Source organism: Allobosea sp., assembly GCF_017308075.1.
GTDB lineage: Bacteria > Pseudomonadota > Alphaproteobacteria > Rhizobiales > Beijerinckiaceae > Allobosea.
Map to the genome: position 1 here is coordinate 143,251 of NZ_JAFKFX010000026.1, position 17,766 is coordinate 161,016.

Sequence of the window (17,766 nt, forward strand, 5' to 3'; positions counted from 1 at the left end):
GCGAGGTCTGAGCGGTTTTCGCCGAGCGGTTCGTCAAATCGTCCGTCATCCTCGACCTGCGCCTCGTCCCCCTTGCCTCGGCGGCACGGCTCGCGCTGAATAGCGGTCCGCAGCACTGCCTGCGCGCCTGAACGGGAGGTCGTCTTGATCAGTTTCCGGTCGATTCCCGGTCTCATCGCAGTTCTGCTGCTTTGCCATGGGCCGGCGCTGGCACAGCCGCGCCCTGCGGATCCGCGCCTGGAAGCCGCGACGCGCATCTTCGAGGGACTGTCAGAAGCCGAACGCAAGGCGATCCAGGTCGATCTGATCTGGACCGGGCATCTCAACAGCGCCGCCACCGGCAATTTCGGACCGCTGACCTTCCGGGCCGTCAATGGCTTCAAGGCCGGGCGTGGTCAGCCGGACGGCCAGTTGAGCCCGGCGGAACGGCAGGAACTCGCCCGGCTGGCGCGGACGGCGCGCGAGACGGCGGGGTTCGCGGTCGTCACGGACGAGCGCACCGGCGTGCGCATTGGCATCCCGCAAAGGCTGCTGCCGAAGCGCGAAGCCCTGCCGAACGGCGGCAGCCGCTGGCAGAGTGCCGATGGCAGAATCACGCTCGATGTCAGCGCCGGGCCGGCGAGCGAGCCGCTGGCGGCGCTGTTCGAGCGGCAGATCGCCGTCAATCCGAACGTGCCGCGCCGCATCACCTACAAGCTGCTGCAGCCGAGCTTCTTCGTTGTCGCCGGCGAGACGGCGGGTGGCAGGTTTTTCCGCAGGCAGGCGAGCGGACCCGGCGGCCTGCGCGGCTTCTCCGTCGGTTACGACAAGGCGGTGGCGGCAAGCTTCGACAAGGTCGTAACCGCGATCGCCGACAGTTTCGAGCCGTTCCCGACCGGCTCGGCTCCCGCAGCGCCCTCGGTCGGCGCCGCGGCGACAAGTGCGACGCCGGTGGCTGCGGCGACCGAGCGCCTCGGTGTCGGCCTCGTCGTGGCCCGGGAGCTGGTGTTGACGGCCGGAGTCGCGGTCGAGGCCTGCAAAGCGCTGAAGGTCGGCGGACATCCGGCAAAATTGCGGCTGCAGGATCAGGCGAGCGGGCTCGCCCTGCTCGACGTGCCTGGCCTCGGCGAGCAGCCGGGTCTCGGCCTGCGCGACAATGCGGCGCAGCCGGCGCAAGCCGCTGTGGTGCTTGGCTTCGACGGCAATGGCGCGGCACGCGGCGCCGTCGCGCTGGCCGCGGAATTGCGCGGCGAGGCCGTGCTCGCGCCGCTGCAGCCGGGTGGGGCGGGCAGCCCGGTCTTCGATCGGCAAGGCCGGCTTACCGGGCTCGTCACTGCCGGTCCTTCGGACAAGGCGCTTGTCGCCGGCGTCGCTCCGCAGCGGAGTTATGCGATGGCGGACATGGGAGCGTTGCAGGCATTCCTGGCCCGGACGCAGACCCGGATTCCGGCCGCGAAAGGCGATGCGCCGGAGCAAAGCACCGGCGCGATCGTCGCGGCCGCCGGAAAGGCAGTGGTCCCCGTGAGCTGCGTGCCCTGAGGAAAACTTGCATGCAAGCCGGTGCATACTGCATGCAAAACTGTTGCCTCTGCGGCTGCAATCAGTTCAGATGGCGCCCGAAGTTCAAGATGGCCCCGCTGCGCGGAGAAGCTGTCACCTTCTAAATCGATTGAAGTGGAGGAGCGCTACCGTGAGTGAGTTCAGCAGACGTACGATTCTGAAAGGTGCCGCGGCTGCCGGTGCGACCGGGCTGATTGCGAACCCGGCGATCGCCCAGGCGCAATGGCCGAACCGGCCGGTGACCCTAGTCTGCCCCTGGGGGGCCGGCGGCGGCACAGACGCTACGGCGCGCATCGTCGCCGCCATGCTGGAAAAGAGCCTCGGCCAGCCCGTCAACGTGGTCAACCGGACCGGCGGCTCGGGCGTGGTCGGCCATTCGGCGATCGCGACGGCGGCACCCGATGGCTACACGATCGGCATGATCACCGTCGAAATCACGATGATGCATCATCAGGGCCTGACCGAGCTCAATCCGACCAGCTATACGCCGCTCGCCCTGATGAACGAGGACCCGCCGGGCGTGCAGGTCTCGGCCTCGAGCCCCTACAAGGACATCAAGGCGCTGGCCGATGCGATCAAGGCTGCGCCTCCCGGCAAGTTCAAGGCCTCCGGCACCGGTCAGGGCGGCATCTGGCACCTGGCGCTGATCGGCTGGCTGGTCGCCATGGGCCTTAAGCCCGACCATGTCGCCTGGGCCCCGTCGAACGGCGCGGCGCCGGCGATGCAGGACCTGGCGGCGGGCGGCATCGACATCGTCACCTGCTCGGTCCCCGAGGCGCGTGCCATGCTCGATGCCGGTAAGGCGAAGTCGCTCGCCATCATGGCGAAGGCGCGCAACCCGCAGTTCAAGGACGTGCCGACCCTCAACGAGACCCTCGGCATCAACTACTCGGTCGGCGCCTGGCGTGGCATCGCCGGGCCGAAGGGGCTGCCCGAGGCGGTGCAGACCAAGCTCGTCGCCGAGCTGAAGAAGGCCTATGAGTCGAAGGAGTTCCAGGACTTCATGAATGCCCGCGGCTTCGGCATGACTTTCGCCGACCAGGCCGGCTTCACCAAGTTCATGGCCGACGGCGACAAGGCGATGGCGGCGGCGATGAGCGCCGCCGGGCTGGCGAAGAAGGCCTGATTTCAACCTGATTTCGAACGGGTCGGCTTTGCCGGCCCTGGCCCCGCGCGGGACTGCCGCGCGGGTCGATGGAGAGACTGCCAATGCGTTTCAACGACGCCGTGGTCGGGCTGGTGTTCCTCGCGATCGCCGCCGCCATGATCGCGATGACCTTTTCATTTCCGGCGTTCCCTGGCCAGCAATACGGGCCGAGCCTGTTTCCGCGCATTCTCGGTGCCGGAATCATCGGCTGCTCGGTGCTGCTGATGCTCCGCGGCTGGCGCGAGCATGCCGCAGGCGGACGCTGGCTCCTGCTCGACGGCTGGACCTCGCAGCCGCGCCGCGTCGCCTCCTTCGCTTTGATGCTCGGCGCCATGGCGTTCTACATCCTCGCCTCCGAGCCCCTCGGCTTCATTCCCAGCGCCATGCTGATCCAGCTCGTGCTCTTTCTCTGGTTCGGCGTAAGGCCGCTGACGGCGGTCATCGTGGCGGTCGGCATGACGTTGCTGGTCCACTGGTTCTTCAGCTCGATGATGCGCGTGCCGCTGCCGCGCGGCATTCTCGACAGCGTGCTCTGAGGAGGCGGTAATGGGCGCAATCGCAACCGCTTTCGGGCTGGTCTTCGACCCTTATGTCCTGGCCATCATCATGGGCTCGGCCGTGTTCGGCATGTTCGTCGGAGCGATGCCGGGGCTGACCGCGACCATGGCCACGGCGCTGCTGGTGCCGGTCACCTTCTTCATGGCGCCCGTGCCGGCTCTCGGCGCGATCGTCACCGCGACCGCCATGGCGATCTTCGCAGGCGACATCCCGGCGGCGATGCTGCGCATGCCCGGCACGCCCGCCTCGGCGGCCTATGCCGATGAGAGCTATGAGATGACCAAGAAGGGTCAGCTCGATCTGTGCATGGGCGTCAATCTGGTCTTCTCGGTGCTCGGCGGTATTTTCGGCGTCGCCATCCTGGTGCTGCTGGCGCCGGTGCTCGCCGAGGTCGCGATCAATTTCTCCTCCTTCGAGTATTTCTGGCTTGCCTGCCTCGGCCTGACCTGCGCGGTCTTCATCGGAACGGGCGATCCGCTGAAGGGGTTGCTCTCGCTGTTCATCGGCCTCGCCATCGGCACGGTCGGCATCGACCCCGCGGCGGGCCAGCCGCGGTTCACCTTCGGCAATGTCGACCTGTTGTCGGGCATCAACTTCATCCCGACGCTGATCGGCATGTTCGCCGTCTCGGAGCTGCTGCGCGGTGCCGTGACGATGGAGGCGACCGGGGCGCGGATCCAGCAGGCGGTCGGCAACATGTTCGCCGGGCTCGGCGCGGTGGCGCGGCGCTACTGGAAGAACTTCATCCGCGGCTCGGTGATCGGCACCGTGATCGGGGCCCTGCCGGGCGCCGGCGCCGACATCGCCGCCTGGGTCTCCTATGCCGTCTCGAAGAAGATGTCGAAGGAGCCCGAGAAGTTCGGGACCGGCCATATCGAAGGCATCGTCGATTCGACCTCGGCCAACAATTCGGCGCTGGGTGGCGCCTGGATCCCGGCCCTGGTCTTCGGCATCCCCGGCGATTCGATCACGGCGATCGTCATCGGCGTGCTCTACATGAAGGGCATGAACCCCGGTCCGACCGTCTTCCTGCAGACGCCGGAGCTGATCTATGCCGTCTTCATCATCTTCATCCTCGCCAATCTGCTGATGTTCCCGCTCGGCTGGGTGGCGATCAAATCGGCCAAGCAGATCCTGCGCGTGCCGCGCAACATCTTGCTGCCGGTGATCCTGATCTTCTGCATGGTCGGCTCCTTCGCCATGACCAACTCGCTCTACGGCGTGGTGCTGATGGTCGTCATGGGCGTCTTCGGCTGGCTGCTCGAGGAACACGGCATCCCGGTCGCGCCACTGATCCTCGGCCTGGTGCTCGGCGAGATGCTCGAGCAGAACTTCATGAGCTCGATGATCAAGGCGAGCGGCTCCTTCGTCGGCTTCCTCGACCGGCCGATCGCCGGCACGCTCGGGGTGCTGACCATGCTGCTCTGGGCCATGATGGCCTGGAAGGCGCTGCCCTTCGGGCGGCGCCAGCCCGTGGCCGCCTGAGCCGCTCGCCGGCGGCGACTTCGCTTCTCGCCGGCCATCGCGGCGAATCAGTGCTAGAGACGGGCGCATGGACGATGCGCTCGACGAGGGGCAGGGCGGCGGCACGGTCGAGGTGCTGATCCCGCTCGGTCTCGACCAGGCTTACAGCTACGCCGTCCCGGCCGGGCTCGCGCTCGCGCCGGGCGACGTCGTTCAGGTGCCGCTCGGGCCGCGCGAGACGATCGGCGTGGTCTGGGAACGCGGCTCGGGCCGCGGCGGCAACCTCAAGAAGGTCGCGGCCAAGCTCGACCTGCCGCCGCTCGATCCGGCGCTGATGAAACTGGTCGACTGGGTCGCCTGGTACACGCTCGCCGCCAAGGGCTCGGTGCTGGCACTCGCCCTGCGCCGGCCGCCGGACGGCCGGCCCGAGCGCCCCAAGCTCGGTGTGCGGCTCGTCGGCCCGCCGCCGGCCCGGATGACGCCGGCCCGCGCCCGCGCCATCGCCGCGGCCGAAGGCGGATTGCTGGTCGGCAAGTCGGCGCTGGCCGAGGCGGCCGCGGTCAGTGCCGCGGTGATCGATTCGCTGGTCGATGCCGGTACCTTCTGCGTCGAGGCACTGCCCCAGCAGGCGATCGCCGCGAGGCCCGATCCGGACCATGCGAGGCCGGCGCTCTCCGAGGGCCAGCAGGAGGTGGCGGAGCGTCTCGTCGCCGCCGTGCGCAGCCAGGCCTACAGCGTCGCGCTGCTCGAGGGCGTCACCGGCTCCGGCAAGACCGAGGTCTATTTCGAGGCAGTCGCCGAGGCGATCCGGCTCGGGCGCCAGAGCCTGATCCTGATGCCCGAGATCGCGCTGACGGCGCAGTTCATCGACCGGTTCGAGGCGCGTTTCGGCGTCCGGCCGGGGCTCTGGCATTCGGCGGTGAGCGGGCGCCGCCGCGAGCGGCTGCAGGCGGCGATCGCCGAGGGCGAGGCGCTGGTCGTCGCCGGCGCACGCTCGGCGCTGTTCCTGCCCTATCGCGACCTTGGCCTGATCATCGTCGACGAGGAGCACGAAGCCGCCTACAAGCAGGAGGACGGCGTCGCCTATCACGCCCGTGACATGGCGGTGGTGCGCGGCAAGATCGAGAGCGCTCCGGTGGTGCTGGCCTCGGCGACGCCCTCGCTGGAGACGCGGGTCAATGCCGAGCGCGGGCGCTATCTCCACCTCAAGCTGCCGGAGCGCTTCGGTGGGAGGCATCTACCGACGCTCGGCCTGGTCGACCTGCGCCGCGACAAGCCCGAGCGCGGGCGCTGGATCTCCGGCGCGCTGATCAAGGCGGTCGAGGCCAATCTCGAGGCGAAGGAGCAGTCTCTGCTCTTCCTCAACCGGCGCGGCTATGCGCCGCTGACGCTCTGCCGCGACTGCGGCCATCGTTTCCAGTGCCCGAACTGCTCGGCCTGGCTGGTCGACCATCGTTTCCGCCGCGCTCTGGTCTGCCATCATTGCGGCCATGTCGAGCGCCGGCCGCATGAATGCCCTTCCTGCCACAAGCCGGAGACGCTGGCCGCCTGCGGCCCCGGTGTCGAGCGCCTTGCCGAGGAGGTCGCGACCCTGTTCCCGCAGGCGCGGGCGATCGTGCTGTCGAGCGATTTCCCGGGCGGGACCGAACGTCTGAAGCAGGAGCTGATGGCAGTCGCCGAAGGCGAGTTCGACATCGTCATCGGCACCCAGCTCGTCGCCAAGGGCCATAATTTCCCGGGCATGACGCTGGTCGGCGTGGTCGATGCCGATCTCGGCCTGACCTCGGGCGATCCGCGCGCCGCCGAGCGCACTTTCCAGGCGCTGCGGCAGGTCACCGGCCGGGCCGGGCGCGGCGAGAAGCCGGGGCGCGCATTGCTGCAGACCCATGATCCCGCTCACCCCGTCCTGAAGGCGCTGGTCTCCGGCGATCCCGAACGCTTCTACGCCGCAGAGACGGCGGCGCGCGAGGCGGCCGGGCTGCCGCCCTTCGGGCGCCTCGCGGCACTGATCGTCTCGGCCAATGCGCAGGCCGAGGCCGAGACCCATGCAAGGGCGCTGGCCCGCTGCGCCGAGGCGCCGGCCGGCGTCGCCGTCCTGGGGCCGGCCGAGGCACCGCTCGCCATCCTGCGTGGGCGCCACCGCATGCGGCTGATCGTGCGCACCTCACGGGAGATCGATCTGCAGGGCTATCTGCGGGCCTGGCTGAAGCGGGCGCCGCGGCCGAAGGGCTCGGTCAGGGTGGCGGTCGATGTCGATCCGCAGAGCTTTCTCTAGCGAATCTCCGAGTTTCGCCGAAACGCGAAAACGCCCTGCGCCCCTGTCATGTAGAATTGTCTTCGCGCGAGCCGGCGGCCGCCTCGTGCGAAAATGTGCCGGACCGCGATCGGCCTTGCCGAAAGGCGCCATGTCGCCTCCAGAGTCCGAGCACCGGACCGGCCGGTTGGAGCCTGCATCGAGCGTGGCTGCGGGCCGAGTCGCCGGCCTTGTCGCGCGGTTGGCGCATGGGGCGCTTCCTTTGACCGCATCCAAAGCGTGCGCTACCCCGTTCCGTCGGGTTGCGGCCCCCCGATCCCCATGCTAGTGCACCGCCGCAATCCAAGCGCGGCGCGCCCTGGCAACGGGCGGGCGTGCGCTTGATCATCGCAGCGTCGGGACCATGCACTCCACCTTCGTCAGAAGGTCGCCGGGGCGGTCCCTTGGAAGAGAGAGCGAAGCGTGGCCCAGGGCGGATCGCAGGAACAGTCCCCTGTCTCGGGTGTTGCCGGGCGCTATGCCACGGCTCTGTTCGAGCTGGCCACTGAGGCCAAGACGGTCGATGCCGTCGCCACCGATCTCGATTCCTTCAGCGCGATGATCGCCGAGAGCGCCGATCTGCGGCGGCTGATCGGCAGCCCGGCCTTCTCCGCCCAGGATCAGGTCGCGGCCGTCAACGCGCTGCTCGCCAAGGCCGGGATCGCGGGTCTCGCCGCCAATTTCATCGGCCTCGTCGCCAGCAAGCGCCGTCTGTTCGCGCTGCCGGGCATGATCCGCGCCTACCGCGCCAAGGTCGCCGAGGCCAAGGGCATCGTCAGCGCCGAGGTGACGCTGGCCGAGGAGCCCTCCGCCGCCCAGCTCAAGGACATCACCGCGACTCTCAAGGACGTCGCTGGCCAGGATGTCGCGCTTTCCGTGAAGATCGACCCGGCCATCATCGGCGGACTCGTCGTCAAGATGGGCTCGCGCATGGTCGATGCGTCCCTGAAAACCAAACTCAATTCAATTCGTCTTGCCATGAAAGAGGTCGGCTGATGGACATCCGCGCCGCTGAAATCTCCGCGATCCTGAAGACCCAGATCAGCAATTTCGGGTCCGAGGCGTCCGTCACCGAAGTCGGTCAGGTTCTCTCCGTCGGCGACGGCATCGCCCGCGTCTACGGCCTCGACAAGGTCCAGGCCGGCGAGATGGTCGAGTTCGAGTCCGGCGTGCGCGGCATGGCCCTCAACCTCGAGAGCGACAATGTCGGCGTCGTGATCTTCGGTTCCGACCGCGAGATCAAGGAAGGCCAGACCGTCAAGCGCACCGGCGCCATCGTCGACGTGCCGGTCGGCAAGGAGCTGCTCGGCCGCGTCGTCGACGCGCTCGGCAACCCGATCGACGGCAAGGGCCCGATCAAGGCCAAGACCCGCGCCCGCGTCGACGTCAAGGCGCCCGGCATCATTCCGCGCAAGTCGGTGCACGAGCCGATGGCGACCGGCCTCAAGGCGATCGACGCCCTGATCCCGATCGGCCGCGGCCAGCGCGAGCTGATCATCGGCGACCGCCAGACCGGCAAGACCGCCGTGGCGCTCGACACGATCCTGAACCAGAAGTCGCTCAACGTCGAAGGCGCTGACGAGCAGCAGAAGCTGTACTGCGTCTACGTCGCCGTCGGCCAGAAGCGCTCCACCGTCGCCCAGTTCGTGAAGGTGCTCGAAGAGCGCGGCGCGCTGGAGTACTCGATCGTCGTCGCCGCGACCGCCTCGGACGCCGCCCCGATGCAGTTCCTGGCGCCCTTCGCCGGCTGCGCCATGGGCGAGTATTTCCGCGACAACGGCATGCACGCCGTGATCATCTATGACGACCTCTCCAAGCAGGCCGTCGCCTATCGCCAGATGTCGCTGCTGCTGCGCCGTCCGCCGGGCCGCGAGGCCTATCCGGGCGACGTGTTCTATCTCCACTCCCGCCTGCTCGAGCGCGCCGCCAAGATGGGCGACGCCGCCGGCAAGGGCTCGCTGACGGCGCTGCCGGTCATCGAGACCCAGGCCAACGACGTCTCGGCCTATATCCCGACCAACGTGATCTCGATCACCGACGGGCAGATCTTCCTCGAGACCGACCTGTTCTACCAGGGCATCCGCCCGGCGGTGAACGTCGGCCTCTCGGTGTCGCGCGTCGGCTCGGCCGCGCAGACCAAGGCGACCAAGAAGGTCGCGGGCAAGATCAAGGGCGAGCTCGCCCAGTATCGCGAGATGGCGGCCTTCGCCCAGTTCGGCTCGGACCTCGACGCGGTCACGCAGCGCCTGCTCAACCGCGGCGCCCGCCTGACCGAGCTCCTGAAGCAGGGCCAGTTCTCGCCGCTGAAGATGGAAGAGCAGACGGTCGTGATCTATGCCGGCGTCAACGGCTATCTCGACCCGCTGCCGGTCAACAAGGTCCGCGCCTTCGAGGACGGCCTGCTCTCGCTGGTCCGTGCCAAGCATGCCGACCTGCTGAACGAGATCGGCTCGACGAAGGATCTTTCGGACGCGAACGCCGCGAAGCTGAAGGACATCGTCTCGGGCTTCGCCAAGACGTTCGCCTGAGGCGTGCAAGCGCCTGGCCGGGCGAATGCCCGGCCATGAGGGTCAAGGACACGGCTGGTCGCGAAGATCGCGGCCGCTGCGGATCGAGACGGGATTGGCCGCGCGCGGTCATGACGGGGTGAGAGCTAAACATGCCTTCATTGAAGGACCTGCGTAACCGGATCGCCTCGGTGAAGGCGACGCAGAAGATCACCAAGGCCATGCAGATGGTCGCGGCGGCGAAGCTGCGCCGCGCCCAGATGGCGGCCGAAGCCGCTCGTCCCTATGCCGAGCGCATGGAGAAGGTGCTGGCCAATCTCGCCGGCGGCATCTCCGGCGACAGCGCGCCGCGCCTGATCTCCGGCACCGGCTCGGACAAGGTCCACCTGCTCGTGGTCTTCACCGCCGAGCGCGGCCTGTGCGGCGCCTTCAACTCATCGATCGCCCGCCTGGCGCGCGACAAGGCGCAGGCGCTCAAGGCCGAGGGCAAGACGGTCAAGATCCTCTGCGTCGGCAAGAAGGGCTATGACGCCCTGAAGCGGCTGTTCGAGAACGACATCATCCAGGTCGTCGACCTGCGCGAGTTCAAGCAGGTCGGCTTCGCCAATGCCGAGGCGATCACCCAGAACATCCTGACGCGCTTCGCCGCCGGCGAGTTCGACGTCGCGACGATCTTCTTCTCGAAGTTCAAATCGGTGATCTCGCAGATCCCGACGGCCCAGCGCATCATTCCGGCCGAGATCCCGGCCGGCACCGCGACCACCGAAGCGGTCTATGATTACGAGCCCGAGGAAGGCGAGATCCTCGAGACGCTGCTGCCGCGCAACCTGACGGTCCAGGTGCTGCGGGCGCTGCTCGAGAACGCCGCCTCCGAACAGGGCGCCCGCATGTCCGCGATGGACTCCGCCACCCGCAATGCGGGCGAGATGATCAAGAAGCAGACGCAGATCTACAACCGCTCGCGTCAGGCGATGATCACCAAGGAACTCATCGAGATCATCTCCGGCGCGGAAGCGCTCTAATCGCCGCCTGAACATTAGGCCGGCGCGCCGGCCACCGACACGCTGAACGCGAATCCGAGGTTTTAAAACCATGGCCAAAGCCGCAACCAAGACCAAGTCCGCCGAGAAGCCCGCCAACACCGGTACCGGCCGCGTCGCGCAGGTCATCGGCGCTGTCGTCGACGTGCAGTTCGACGGCGCCCTGCCGGAGATCCTGAACGCGCTCGAGACCGACAATCTCGGCAACCGCCTGGTCCTCGAGGTGGCGCAGCATCTCGGCGAGAACACCGTGCGCACCATCGCCATGGACTCGACCGAAGGTCTGGTGCGCGGCCAGTCCGTCACTGACACCGGCGCCCCGATCTCGGTGCCGGTCGGCGACGAGTGCCTGGGCCGCATCATGAACGTGATCGGCGAGCCGGTCGACGAGGCCGGCCCGATCGGTGCCGCGACCTCGCGCGGCATCCACCAGCCGGCCCCGAGCTATTCCGAGCAGTCGACCGAGGCGCAGATCCTCGTCACCGGCATCAAGGTCGTCGACCTCCTGGCTCCCTACGCCAAGGGCGGCAAGATCGGCCTGTTCGGCGGCGCCGGCGTCGGCAAGACCGTGCTGATCATGGAGCTGATCAACAACGTCGCGAAGGCCCACGGCGGCTACTCGGTGTTCGCCGGCGTCGGCGAGCGTACCCGCGAGGGCAACGACCTCTATCACGAGATGATCGAGTCGAACGTCAACAAGGACCCGAAGGAGAACGGCGGCTCGGCGGCCGGCTCCAAGTGCGCCCTCGTCTATGGCCAGATGAACGAACCGCCGGGCGCCCGCGCCCGCGTCGCCCTGACCGGCCTGACCGTCGCCGAGCACTTCCGCGACCAGGGCCAGGACGTGCTGTTCTTTGTCGACAACATCTTCCGCTTCACCCAGGCGGGTTCGGAAGTGTCGGCGCTGCTCGGCCGCATCCCCTCGGCGGTGGGCTATCAGCCGACGCTCGCCACCGACATGGGCGCGCTGCAGGAGCGCATCACCACCACGACCAAGGGCTCGATCACCTCGGTGCAGGCGATCTACGTGCCGGCGGACGACCTGACCGACCCCGCCCCGGCGACCTCCTTCGCCCATCTGGACGCCACGACCGTGCTTTCGCGCTCGATCGCGGAAAAGGGCATCTACCCGGCGGTCGACCCGCTCGACTCGACCTCGCGCATGCTCTCGCCCGCCATCGTCGGCGAGGAGCACTATGCGGTGGCCCGCCAGGTCCAGCAGATCCTCCAGCGCTACAAGGCGCTGCAGGACATCATCGCGATCCTCGGCATGGACGAGCTCTCGGAAGAGGACAAGACGGCGGTCGCCCGCGCCCGCAAGATCGAGCGCTTCCTGTCGCAGCCCTTCCACGTCGCCGAAGTCTTCACCGGCTCGCCGGGCAAGCTCGTCGCGCTCGAGGACACGATCAAGAGCTTCAAGGGTCTGGTCGAGGGCAAGTACGACCACCTGCCGGAAGCGGCCTTCTACATGGTCGGCTCGATCGACGAGGCGATCGAGAAGGCGCAGCGCCTGGCCGCCGAAGCGGCGTAAGTTTCACGGGCCAATCCGGCCGGCCCTGCCGGCCGGGAGACGTGACACGCGTCATTCTCGGGCCTGGCCCGAGAATCTCTGGACGAGAAGACACTGGTTTCAGAGATGGTCGGGTCAAGCCCGACCATGACGAGCCTGGAGAGATTGTACGATGGCCACCTTCAAGTTCGAACTCGTCTCGCCGGAGCGCATCCTGTTCTCGGGCGAGGTCGTCAGCGTCATCGTCCCCTCGGTCGAGGGCGAGATGACGATCCTGGCCGGTCACGCCCCGCTGGTGGCGGTGCTGAAGCCCGGCATCGTGATGCTCCAGACCGATGCCAACAACGGCAAGGAATTCTACGTTTCCGGCGGCATCGCCGAGGTCAATGCCGAGAGCCTGACCATTCTCGCGGAGCAGGCTCGCTTCATCGAGGACGTCAACCTTTCTGTGCTCGACCAGGAAATCGTGACCGCCGAGACCCGTCTCGCCGGCTCGCAGGACGAGGCCGAGCAGAAGCGCCTTGCGGAGCAGCTGGTGCAGCTGCGCGAGTTCCGCGGCGTCTTTGAGGATCGCAAGGCCGCCTGACGCGGAGCCGATCGACGGAATTGAGAGGCTGGGAGCTTGCTCCCGGCCTTTTTTATTGTGACGCCGGACCGCATCACGAGCGTGCCTTCGTGATGGGCCTGCCAACAGAGCCGCAGCCCCCCGCCTGAGGCGTGAAGGCGCCGCGGCCCTCCTGGCAGGCGATCCCGAGCGAAATCGATCCGAACAGCGCGGCTCAGATCGCCTCGGCGAGCGCGACGACACGGCGCGCCATCTCGGCATGCAGGCGCTCGACCATGCGGCCATCGAGCTGGATCGCGCCCTTGTCGGCGTTCTCGGGTTGCTCAAAGGCGGCGATGATCGCGCGGGCGCGCTCGAGCTCGGCAGTTTCAGGGGCGAAAACGGTATTGGCGGCCCCGACCTGATTGGGATGGATCAGCGTCTTGCCGTCGAAGCCGAGATCGCGGCCCTGCTCGCACTCGGCCAGGAAGCCGGCCTCGTTCTTGAGGTCGTTGTAGACTCCGTCGATCACGTCGAGCCCATGGGCGCGCGCCGCCAGGATGGCCGTGGTGAGCCAGGGCAGCATCGGCGCCCGGCCGGGCACGAAACGCGCGCGTGTCTCCTTGGCGAGGTCGTTGGTGCCGAGAACGAAACAGGCGAGCCGGGTCGAGGGATCGCGCGCGGCGCGGGCAATGCGCTCACAGTCGAGGATGGCGAGCGGGGTCTCGATCATCGCCCAAATCTGCGTCTCCGGCTTGGCCCAGAGCCCGACCAGACGCTGGCCGATCTCGACCAGCGTCTCCGGGGAAGCGACTTTCGGGATCAGGATCGCGTCGGGCGCGGCTTCCGTGGCGGCGGCCAGATCGGCATCGAACCAGGGAGTGTCGAGCCCGTTGGTGCGGATCACCAGTTCCCGTCGGCCATAGCCGCCGGCCTTGACGGCGTCGCAGACCTGGGTGCGGGCGAGGTCCTTGGCCTCTGGCGCGACCGCGTCCTCGAGATCGAGGATCAGGGCGTCGGCCGCGATCTCGCGCGCCTTTTCGAGCGCGCGGGCATTGGAGCCGGGCATATAGAGCACGCTGCGGCGCGGACGGATTTCGGTCATGGCGACACTCCTCACGGTTCTTATTGCAGCGCACACTAAACGCTGCGCAATGGCGACGTCACCCCCGGGCGGGAGAATTCGAGAATGGGCTGGATCGTGGGCGTGGATGGCTGCAAGGCCGGTTGGATCGCAGCTTCCTGTGACGTTTCGACAACCAAGGCCCCGACCCTGCGGGTCGAGCGCAGCTGGAGTGGCCTGATCCGCAGCTTGCCGCCGGGCAGCCTGGTCGCGGTCGACATGCCGATCGGCCTGCCGGACCATATCGAGCGGGCCGGCCGCGGGCCGGAGCAGGCCGTACGCAGCCTGCTCGGGGCGCGGCAATCCTCGGTCTTCGCGATTCCCTCGCGGGCCGCGGTCTATGCCGACACTTATCGGGAAGCTTGCAGCGCCGCGCTCGCGACCTCGTCGCCGCCGCGCAAAGTGTCGCGGCAGGGCTTCCACCTCTTCCCGAAGATCCGCGAGATCGACGGTTTCCTGCGGGCGGAGCCCGCCTGGCGCGGGGCAATCTTCGAGGTGCATCCGGAGCTCGCCTTCCGCACCTTGCGGGGCGCGCCCCTGCAGCACCCCAAAAAGATCAAGGGCGTCGTCAATCCCGAAGGCATGGCGGAGCGGCGGGCGCTGCTGCGGGCCGCCGGCCTCGCCGAAGAGGTGCTGGCCGCCGCGCCACCTCGCGGTGCCGCAGCCGATGACGTGCTCGACGCACTCGCGGCCCTGATCGTCGCCCGGCACATTGCGGCCGGGCGTGGGAGACCCTTTCCGGATCGGCCGGGACGCGATAGCCACGGTCTTCCCATCGCGATCTGGAGCTTCGCGCCGGATCGGCCCGCTTCGCAGGATATCGCCATGTCTGACCAGCCCGTTCCGCGCCCGATGATCGAAGCCGCGGCCGAACGCATCGCCGGCCATGCCCGCACCACGCCGGTGATGCGGCTCGGAACCGGCGCCTTCGGATCGCGCGCCGATGTCTCGCTCAAGCTCGAATGCCTGCAGCATGCCGGCTCGTTCAAGACGCGCGGTGCCTTCAACAATCTGCTCTCGCTCGATGTCCCGGCTGCCGGGGTGGCGGCGGCGTCGGGCGGGAATCACGGCGCGGCCGTCGCCTATGCCGCCGGCAAGCGCGGGGTCAGGGCGACGATCTTCGTGCCGGAGATCTCGCCGGCCGCGAAGGTCGAGGCGATCCGGCGCTTCGGCGCCGATGTCCGCATCGGCGGCGCGCAATATGATGACGCCCAGGCGGCCTGCGACCAGTTCGTCGCCGAAACGGGCGCGCTCAAGATCCATCCCTTCGCCGCCCCTGAGACGATGGCCGGCCAGGGCACGCTCGGGAAGGAATGGCAGAGCCAGGAGCCGGATCTCGACACGGTGCTCGTCGCGGTCGGCGGTGGCGGGCTGATCTCCGGCATCGCCTCCTGGTTCGCAGGCAGCAGGGTCAAGGTCGTCGGCGTCGAACCGGAAGGCTCGCGGGCGTTGCAGGCGGCGCTGGAGGCCAAGGCGCCGGTGACCGTGCAGGTCGCCTCCGTCGCGGCGGATTCGCTGGGCGCGCGCAATGTCGGTCAGCTCGTCTACGATGTCTGCAAGGACACGGTCGATCATGTCGTGCTCGTGCCCGACAGCGCGATCGGCGAGGCGCAAGGCGCGCTCTGGCGCGATTTCCGCCTCGCGGTCGAGCCTGGTGGGGCTGCGGCGCTCGCGGCGCTGCTCCACGGCGCCTATAAGCCGGGGCCGGGCGAGCGGGTCGGCGTCCTCGTCTGCGGTGCCAATGTCGATCTCGCCCGTCTGCAGACGGTGGCGGGGTAGGCGGCTCTCGCATCGCCAATGCGCCGAAGCGGCGGCCGGAGGGCTCTTCGGCGCGCTTCGGCCGGGCTGTCGCGATCCTACCCGCTGCCGGCTTTACCTGCGCCCCCGTTGCAGCGCACAATCGCGTTTCCGCAACGAGAGCCCGTCATGTCCGAGATCGCCCCCAAGACCAGCCCCGGCCGCTTCTTCGAGGATTTTCGCCTGGGCGAGACGATCGTGCATGCGACGCCGCGCACGGTGACGAGCGGCGATGTCGCGCTCTACACGGCGCTCTACGGGGCACGCTTCGCGGTGCAGTCCTCGGACGCGCTGGCCAAGGCGATCGGCTACCCTGCCGCGCCTGTCGACGATCTCCTGGTCTTCCATATCGTCTTCGGCAAGACCGTTCCGGATATCTCGATCAACGCCGTCGCCAATCTCGGCTATGCCGATGGCCGCTTCCTGAGGCCGGTCTATCCGGGCGATACGCTCTCGGCGACCTCGGAGGTCATCGGGCTGAAACAGACCTCGGGTGGCGAGGCCGGCATCGTCTATGTCCGCTCGATCGGCCGCAACCAGCATGGCGAGATCGTGCTGAGCTATGCCCGCTGGGTGCTGGTGCGCAAGCGCAGCCCCGGTACGCCGGCGGCGTTCGAACTCGTTCCCGAGCTGCCCAAGGCAGTGCTTCCGGACGCCCTGGGTGAGAGCTGCCCGGCGCTCGCGCTCGCCGGCTATGATGACGGGCTCGCCGGCTCGCCCTTCCGCTGGGGCGACTACCGGGCGGGCGAGCGCATCGACCATGTCGACGGCATGACCGTCGAGGAAGCGGAGCATCAGATCGCGACGCGGCTCTACCAGAACACCGCCAAGGTGCATTTCGACGGCTATGGCGCGCGCGAAACCCGTTTCGGCAAGCGCCTGATCTATGGCGGCCATGTCATCAGCCTGGCGCGAGCCCTGTCCTTCAACGGGCTCGGCAATGCCTTCCATGTCGCGGCGATCAATGCCGGCCGGCATGTCGCGCCGCTCTTCGCCGGCGACACGGTCTATGCCTGGAGCGAGGTGCTCGAGGCGGCCGAGCTGCCGGGACGGGAGGATGTCGGGGCGCTGCGCCTGCGGCTCGTCGCGGCCAAGAACCTGCCCTGCAACGAGCACCCGTTGAAACTGGGCGACCAATATGCCGAGGGCGTCATCCTCGATTTCGACTATTGGGCGCTGCTGCCGCGCTGAAAGCCTGCCAGGCGCGGTCCGAACCGCATATCCTCCCGGTTCGGAGCCTGAAGGCAGCAGGCGGGCCGGCTTTCGCATGGCGGCTTGCAAGAGCGGGATCCGGCGAGCTAAAGTTACAGGATTGCGTTTCTGTAACCGAGCCTTGACGCTCTCGCATTGCAGCAGAGGTCGGGTTTCGTTAGAGAGCCATTCACTCTAGAACGATACCAAGCGATCGTTCATTGGCGAGCTTGAAGGTTCGGGAGAGTTCAACTTGGCCGAGGTCAAACCGGCGGCGCGCCCGCTTTCGCCGCATCTGCAGATCTACCGCTGGTCCTGGACGATGGCGATGTCGGTCGCCCATCGCGCCACTGGAGCGGCGCTTTATGGCGGCACCTTGCTGGTCGCCTTCTGGCTCGTCGCCGCGGCGTCCGGCCCTGCCGCCTATGATACTGCGCAGGCGATCGCCGGCTCGGTGCTCGGCCGCCTCGTGCTGTTCGGCTACACCTTCGTGCTGCTCCACCACATGGTCGGCGGGCTGCGCCATTTCGTCTGGGACATGGGCCATGGCTATGATCCGCAGACCCGGATGAACCTCGCCAAGTTCAGCGGCCTGGTCTCCGGCGTCCTGACCTTGCTGGTCTGGATCGCCGCCTACGCCCTGCGCTGAGGAAACGCCGATGCTCTCAAACTCGTCGATGCGCACCCCGCTCGCCCGCGTCCGCGGCCTCGGCTCAGCCAAGTCCGGCACCGGACATTTCTGGCTGCAGCGTGTCACCGCCGTCGCCAACGTCCTGCTGACGCTGGCCTTCCTCTGTGTCGTGATCTCGCTGATCGGCAAGCCTTATGCGGCCGCCGTCGCGACGCTGGCCAACCCGCTGGTGGCGATCCTGATGCTGCTCTTCGTGATCTCGGGAGCGGTGCATATGCGCCTCGGCATGCAGGTCATCATCGAAGACTATATCCACAGCGAGGGCCTGAAGATCCTGGCCGTGATGGCCAACACCTTCTTCGCGATCGCGGTCGGCGCCGCCTGCGCCTTCGCATTGCTCAAGCTGTCGTTCGGAGGCTGAC

Annotated in this window: 15 protein-coding genes; 14 read left to right on the forward strand and 1 reads right to left on the reverse strand. The window is 68.0% G+C overall.

Annotated features, from left to right (window positions below):
* Positions 1-144: 144 nt before the first annotated feature.
* The 10 genes from J0J10_RS07525 (at position 145) to J0J10_RS07570 (ending at position 12,644) form a co-directional block, all read left to right on the forward strand.
* The gene (locus J0J10_RS07525; RefSeq protein ID WP_291645932.1) at positions 145-1,518 is read left to right on the forward strand and encodes a serine protease; all 1,374 of its coding nucleotides are present in this window, start codon (positions 145-147) and stop codon (positions 1,516-1,518) included.
* Positions 1,519-1,669: 151 nt separating this feature from the next.
* Positions 1,670-2,665 (forward strand): tripartite tricarboxylate transporter substrate binding protein, encoded by a 996-nt coding sequence (locus J0J10_RS07530; protein WP_291645933.1) that lies wholly within the window; start codon positions 1,670-1,672, stop codon positions 2,663-2,665.
* A gap of 83 nt (positions 2,666-2,748) precedes the next feature.
* Positions 2,749-3,222 carry a tripartite tricarboxylate transporter TctB family protein gene (locus tag J0J10_RS07535; RefSeq protein ID WP_291635671.1) on the forward strand — a complete coding sequence of 158 codons (474 nt, stop codon included), beginning with the start codon at positions 2,749-2,751 and terminating at the stop codon, positions 3,220-3,222.
* Between the two features lie 10 nt (positions 3,223-3,232).
* Complete coding sequence (locus J0J10_RS07540) at positions 3,233-4,729, forward strand: tripartite tricarboxylate transporter permease (protein ID WP_291645934.1); 1,497 nt, start codon at positions 3,233-3,235, stop codon at positions 4,727-4,729.
* Positions 4,730-4,796: 67 nt separating this feature from the next.
* Positions 4,797-6,983, forward strand: a complete 2,187-nt coding sequence (locus J0J10_RS07545) for a primosomal protein N' (protein ID WP_291645935.1) — start codon at positions 4,797-4,799, stop codon at positions 6,981-6,983.
* A 441-nt stretch (positions 6,984-7,424) separates the two neighbouring features.
* Entirely contained in the window at positions 7,425-7,997 is a 573-nt protein-coding gene (locus J0J10_RS07550) for a F0F1 ATP synthase subunit delta (protein ID WP_291645936.1), read from the forward strand.
* The gene (gene atpA / locus J0J10_RS07555) at positions 7,997-9,529 is read left to right on the forward strand and encodes a F0F1 ATP synthase subunit alpha (RefSeq protein WP_291645937.1); all 1,533 of its coding nucleotides are present in this window, start codon (positions 7,997-7,999) and stop codon (positions 9,527-9,529) included. The genes J0J10_RS07550 and atpA overlap by 1 nt, the downstream gene beginning before the upstream one ends.
* Positions 9,530-9,660: 131 nt before the next feature.
* Entirely contained in the window at positions 9,661-10,530 is an 870-nt protein-coding gene (locus tag J0J10_RS07560; RefSeq protein WP_291645938.1) for a F0F1 ATP synthase subunit gamma, read from the forward strand.
* Positions 10,531-10,600: 70 nt separating this feature from the next.
* Positions 10,601-12,079: a F0F1 ATP synthase subunit beta gene (gene atpD, locus J0J10_RS07565; protein ID WP_291645939.1), complete on the forward strand. Its 1,479-nt coding sequence runs from the start codon at positions 10,601-10,603 to the stop codon at positions 12,077-12,079.
* Positions 12,080-12,230: 151 nt separating this feature from the next.
* Positions 12,231-12,644, forward strand: coding sequence for a F0F1 ATP synthase subunit epsilon (locus J0J10_RS07570; RefSeq protein WP_291642407.1), 414 nt, complete (start codon positions 12,231-12,233; stop codon positions 12,642-12,644).
* Between the two features lie 193 nt (positions 12,645-12,837).
* On the opposite strand, the gene J0J10_RS07575 is transcribed toward J0J10_RS07570, so the two are convergent.
* Positions 12,838-13,707, reverse strand: a complete 870-nt coding sequence (locus J0J10_RS07575; protein ID WP_291645940.1) for an HpcH/HpaI aldolase/citrate lyase family protein — start codon at positions 13,705-13,707, stop codon at positions 12,838-12,840.
* An 84-nt stretch (positions 13,708-13,791) separates the two neighbouring features.
* Between J0J10_RS07575 and J0J10_RS27020 the strand changes: the two genes are divergently transcribed.
* The 4 genes from J0J10_RS27020 (at position 13,792) to sdhD (ending at position 17,765) form a co-directional block, all read left to right on the forward strand.
* Entirely contained in the window at positions 13,792-15,504 is a 1,713-nt protein-coding gene (locus tag J0J10_RS27020; protein ID WP_366825067.1) for a serine/threonine dehydratase, read from the forward strand.
* 147 nt (positions 15,505-15,651) lie between these two features.
* A complete protein-coding gene (locus J0J10_RS07590; protein ID WP_291645941.1) occupies positions 15,652-16,713 on the forward strand; it encodes a MaoC family dehydratase in 1,062 nt (353 codons plus the stop codon).
* A gap of 253 nt (positions 16,714-16,966) precedes the next feature.
* On the forward strand, positions 16,967-17,362 hold the full coding sequence (gene sdhC / locus J0J10_RS07595; protein WP_291642412.1) for a succinate dehydrogenase, cytochrome b556 subunit: 396 nt from the start codon (positions 16,967-16,969) through the stop codon (positions 17,360-17,362).
* A gap of 10 nt (positions 17,363-17,372) precedes the next feature.
* On the forward strand, positions 17,373-17,765 hold the full coding sequence (gene sdhD, locus J0J10_RS07600; RefSeq protein WP_291642414.1) for a succinate dehydrogenase, hydrophobic membrane anchor protein: 393 nt from the start codon (positions 17,373-17,375) through the stop codon (positions 17,763-17,765).
* Position 17,766: the final 1 nt, after the last annotated feature.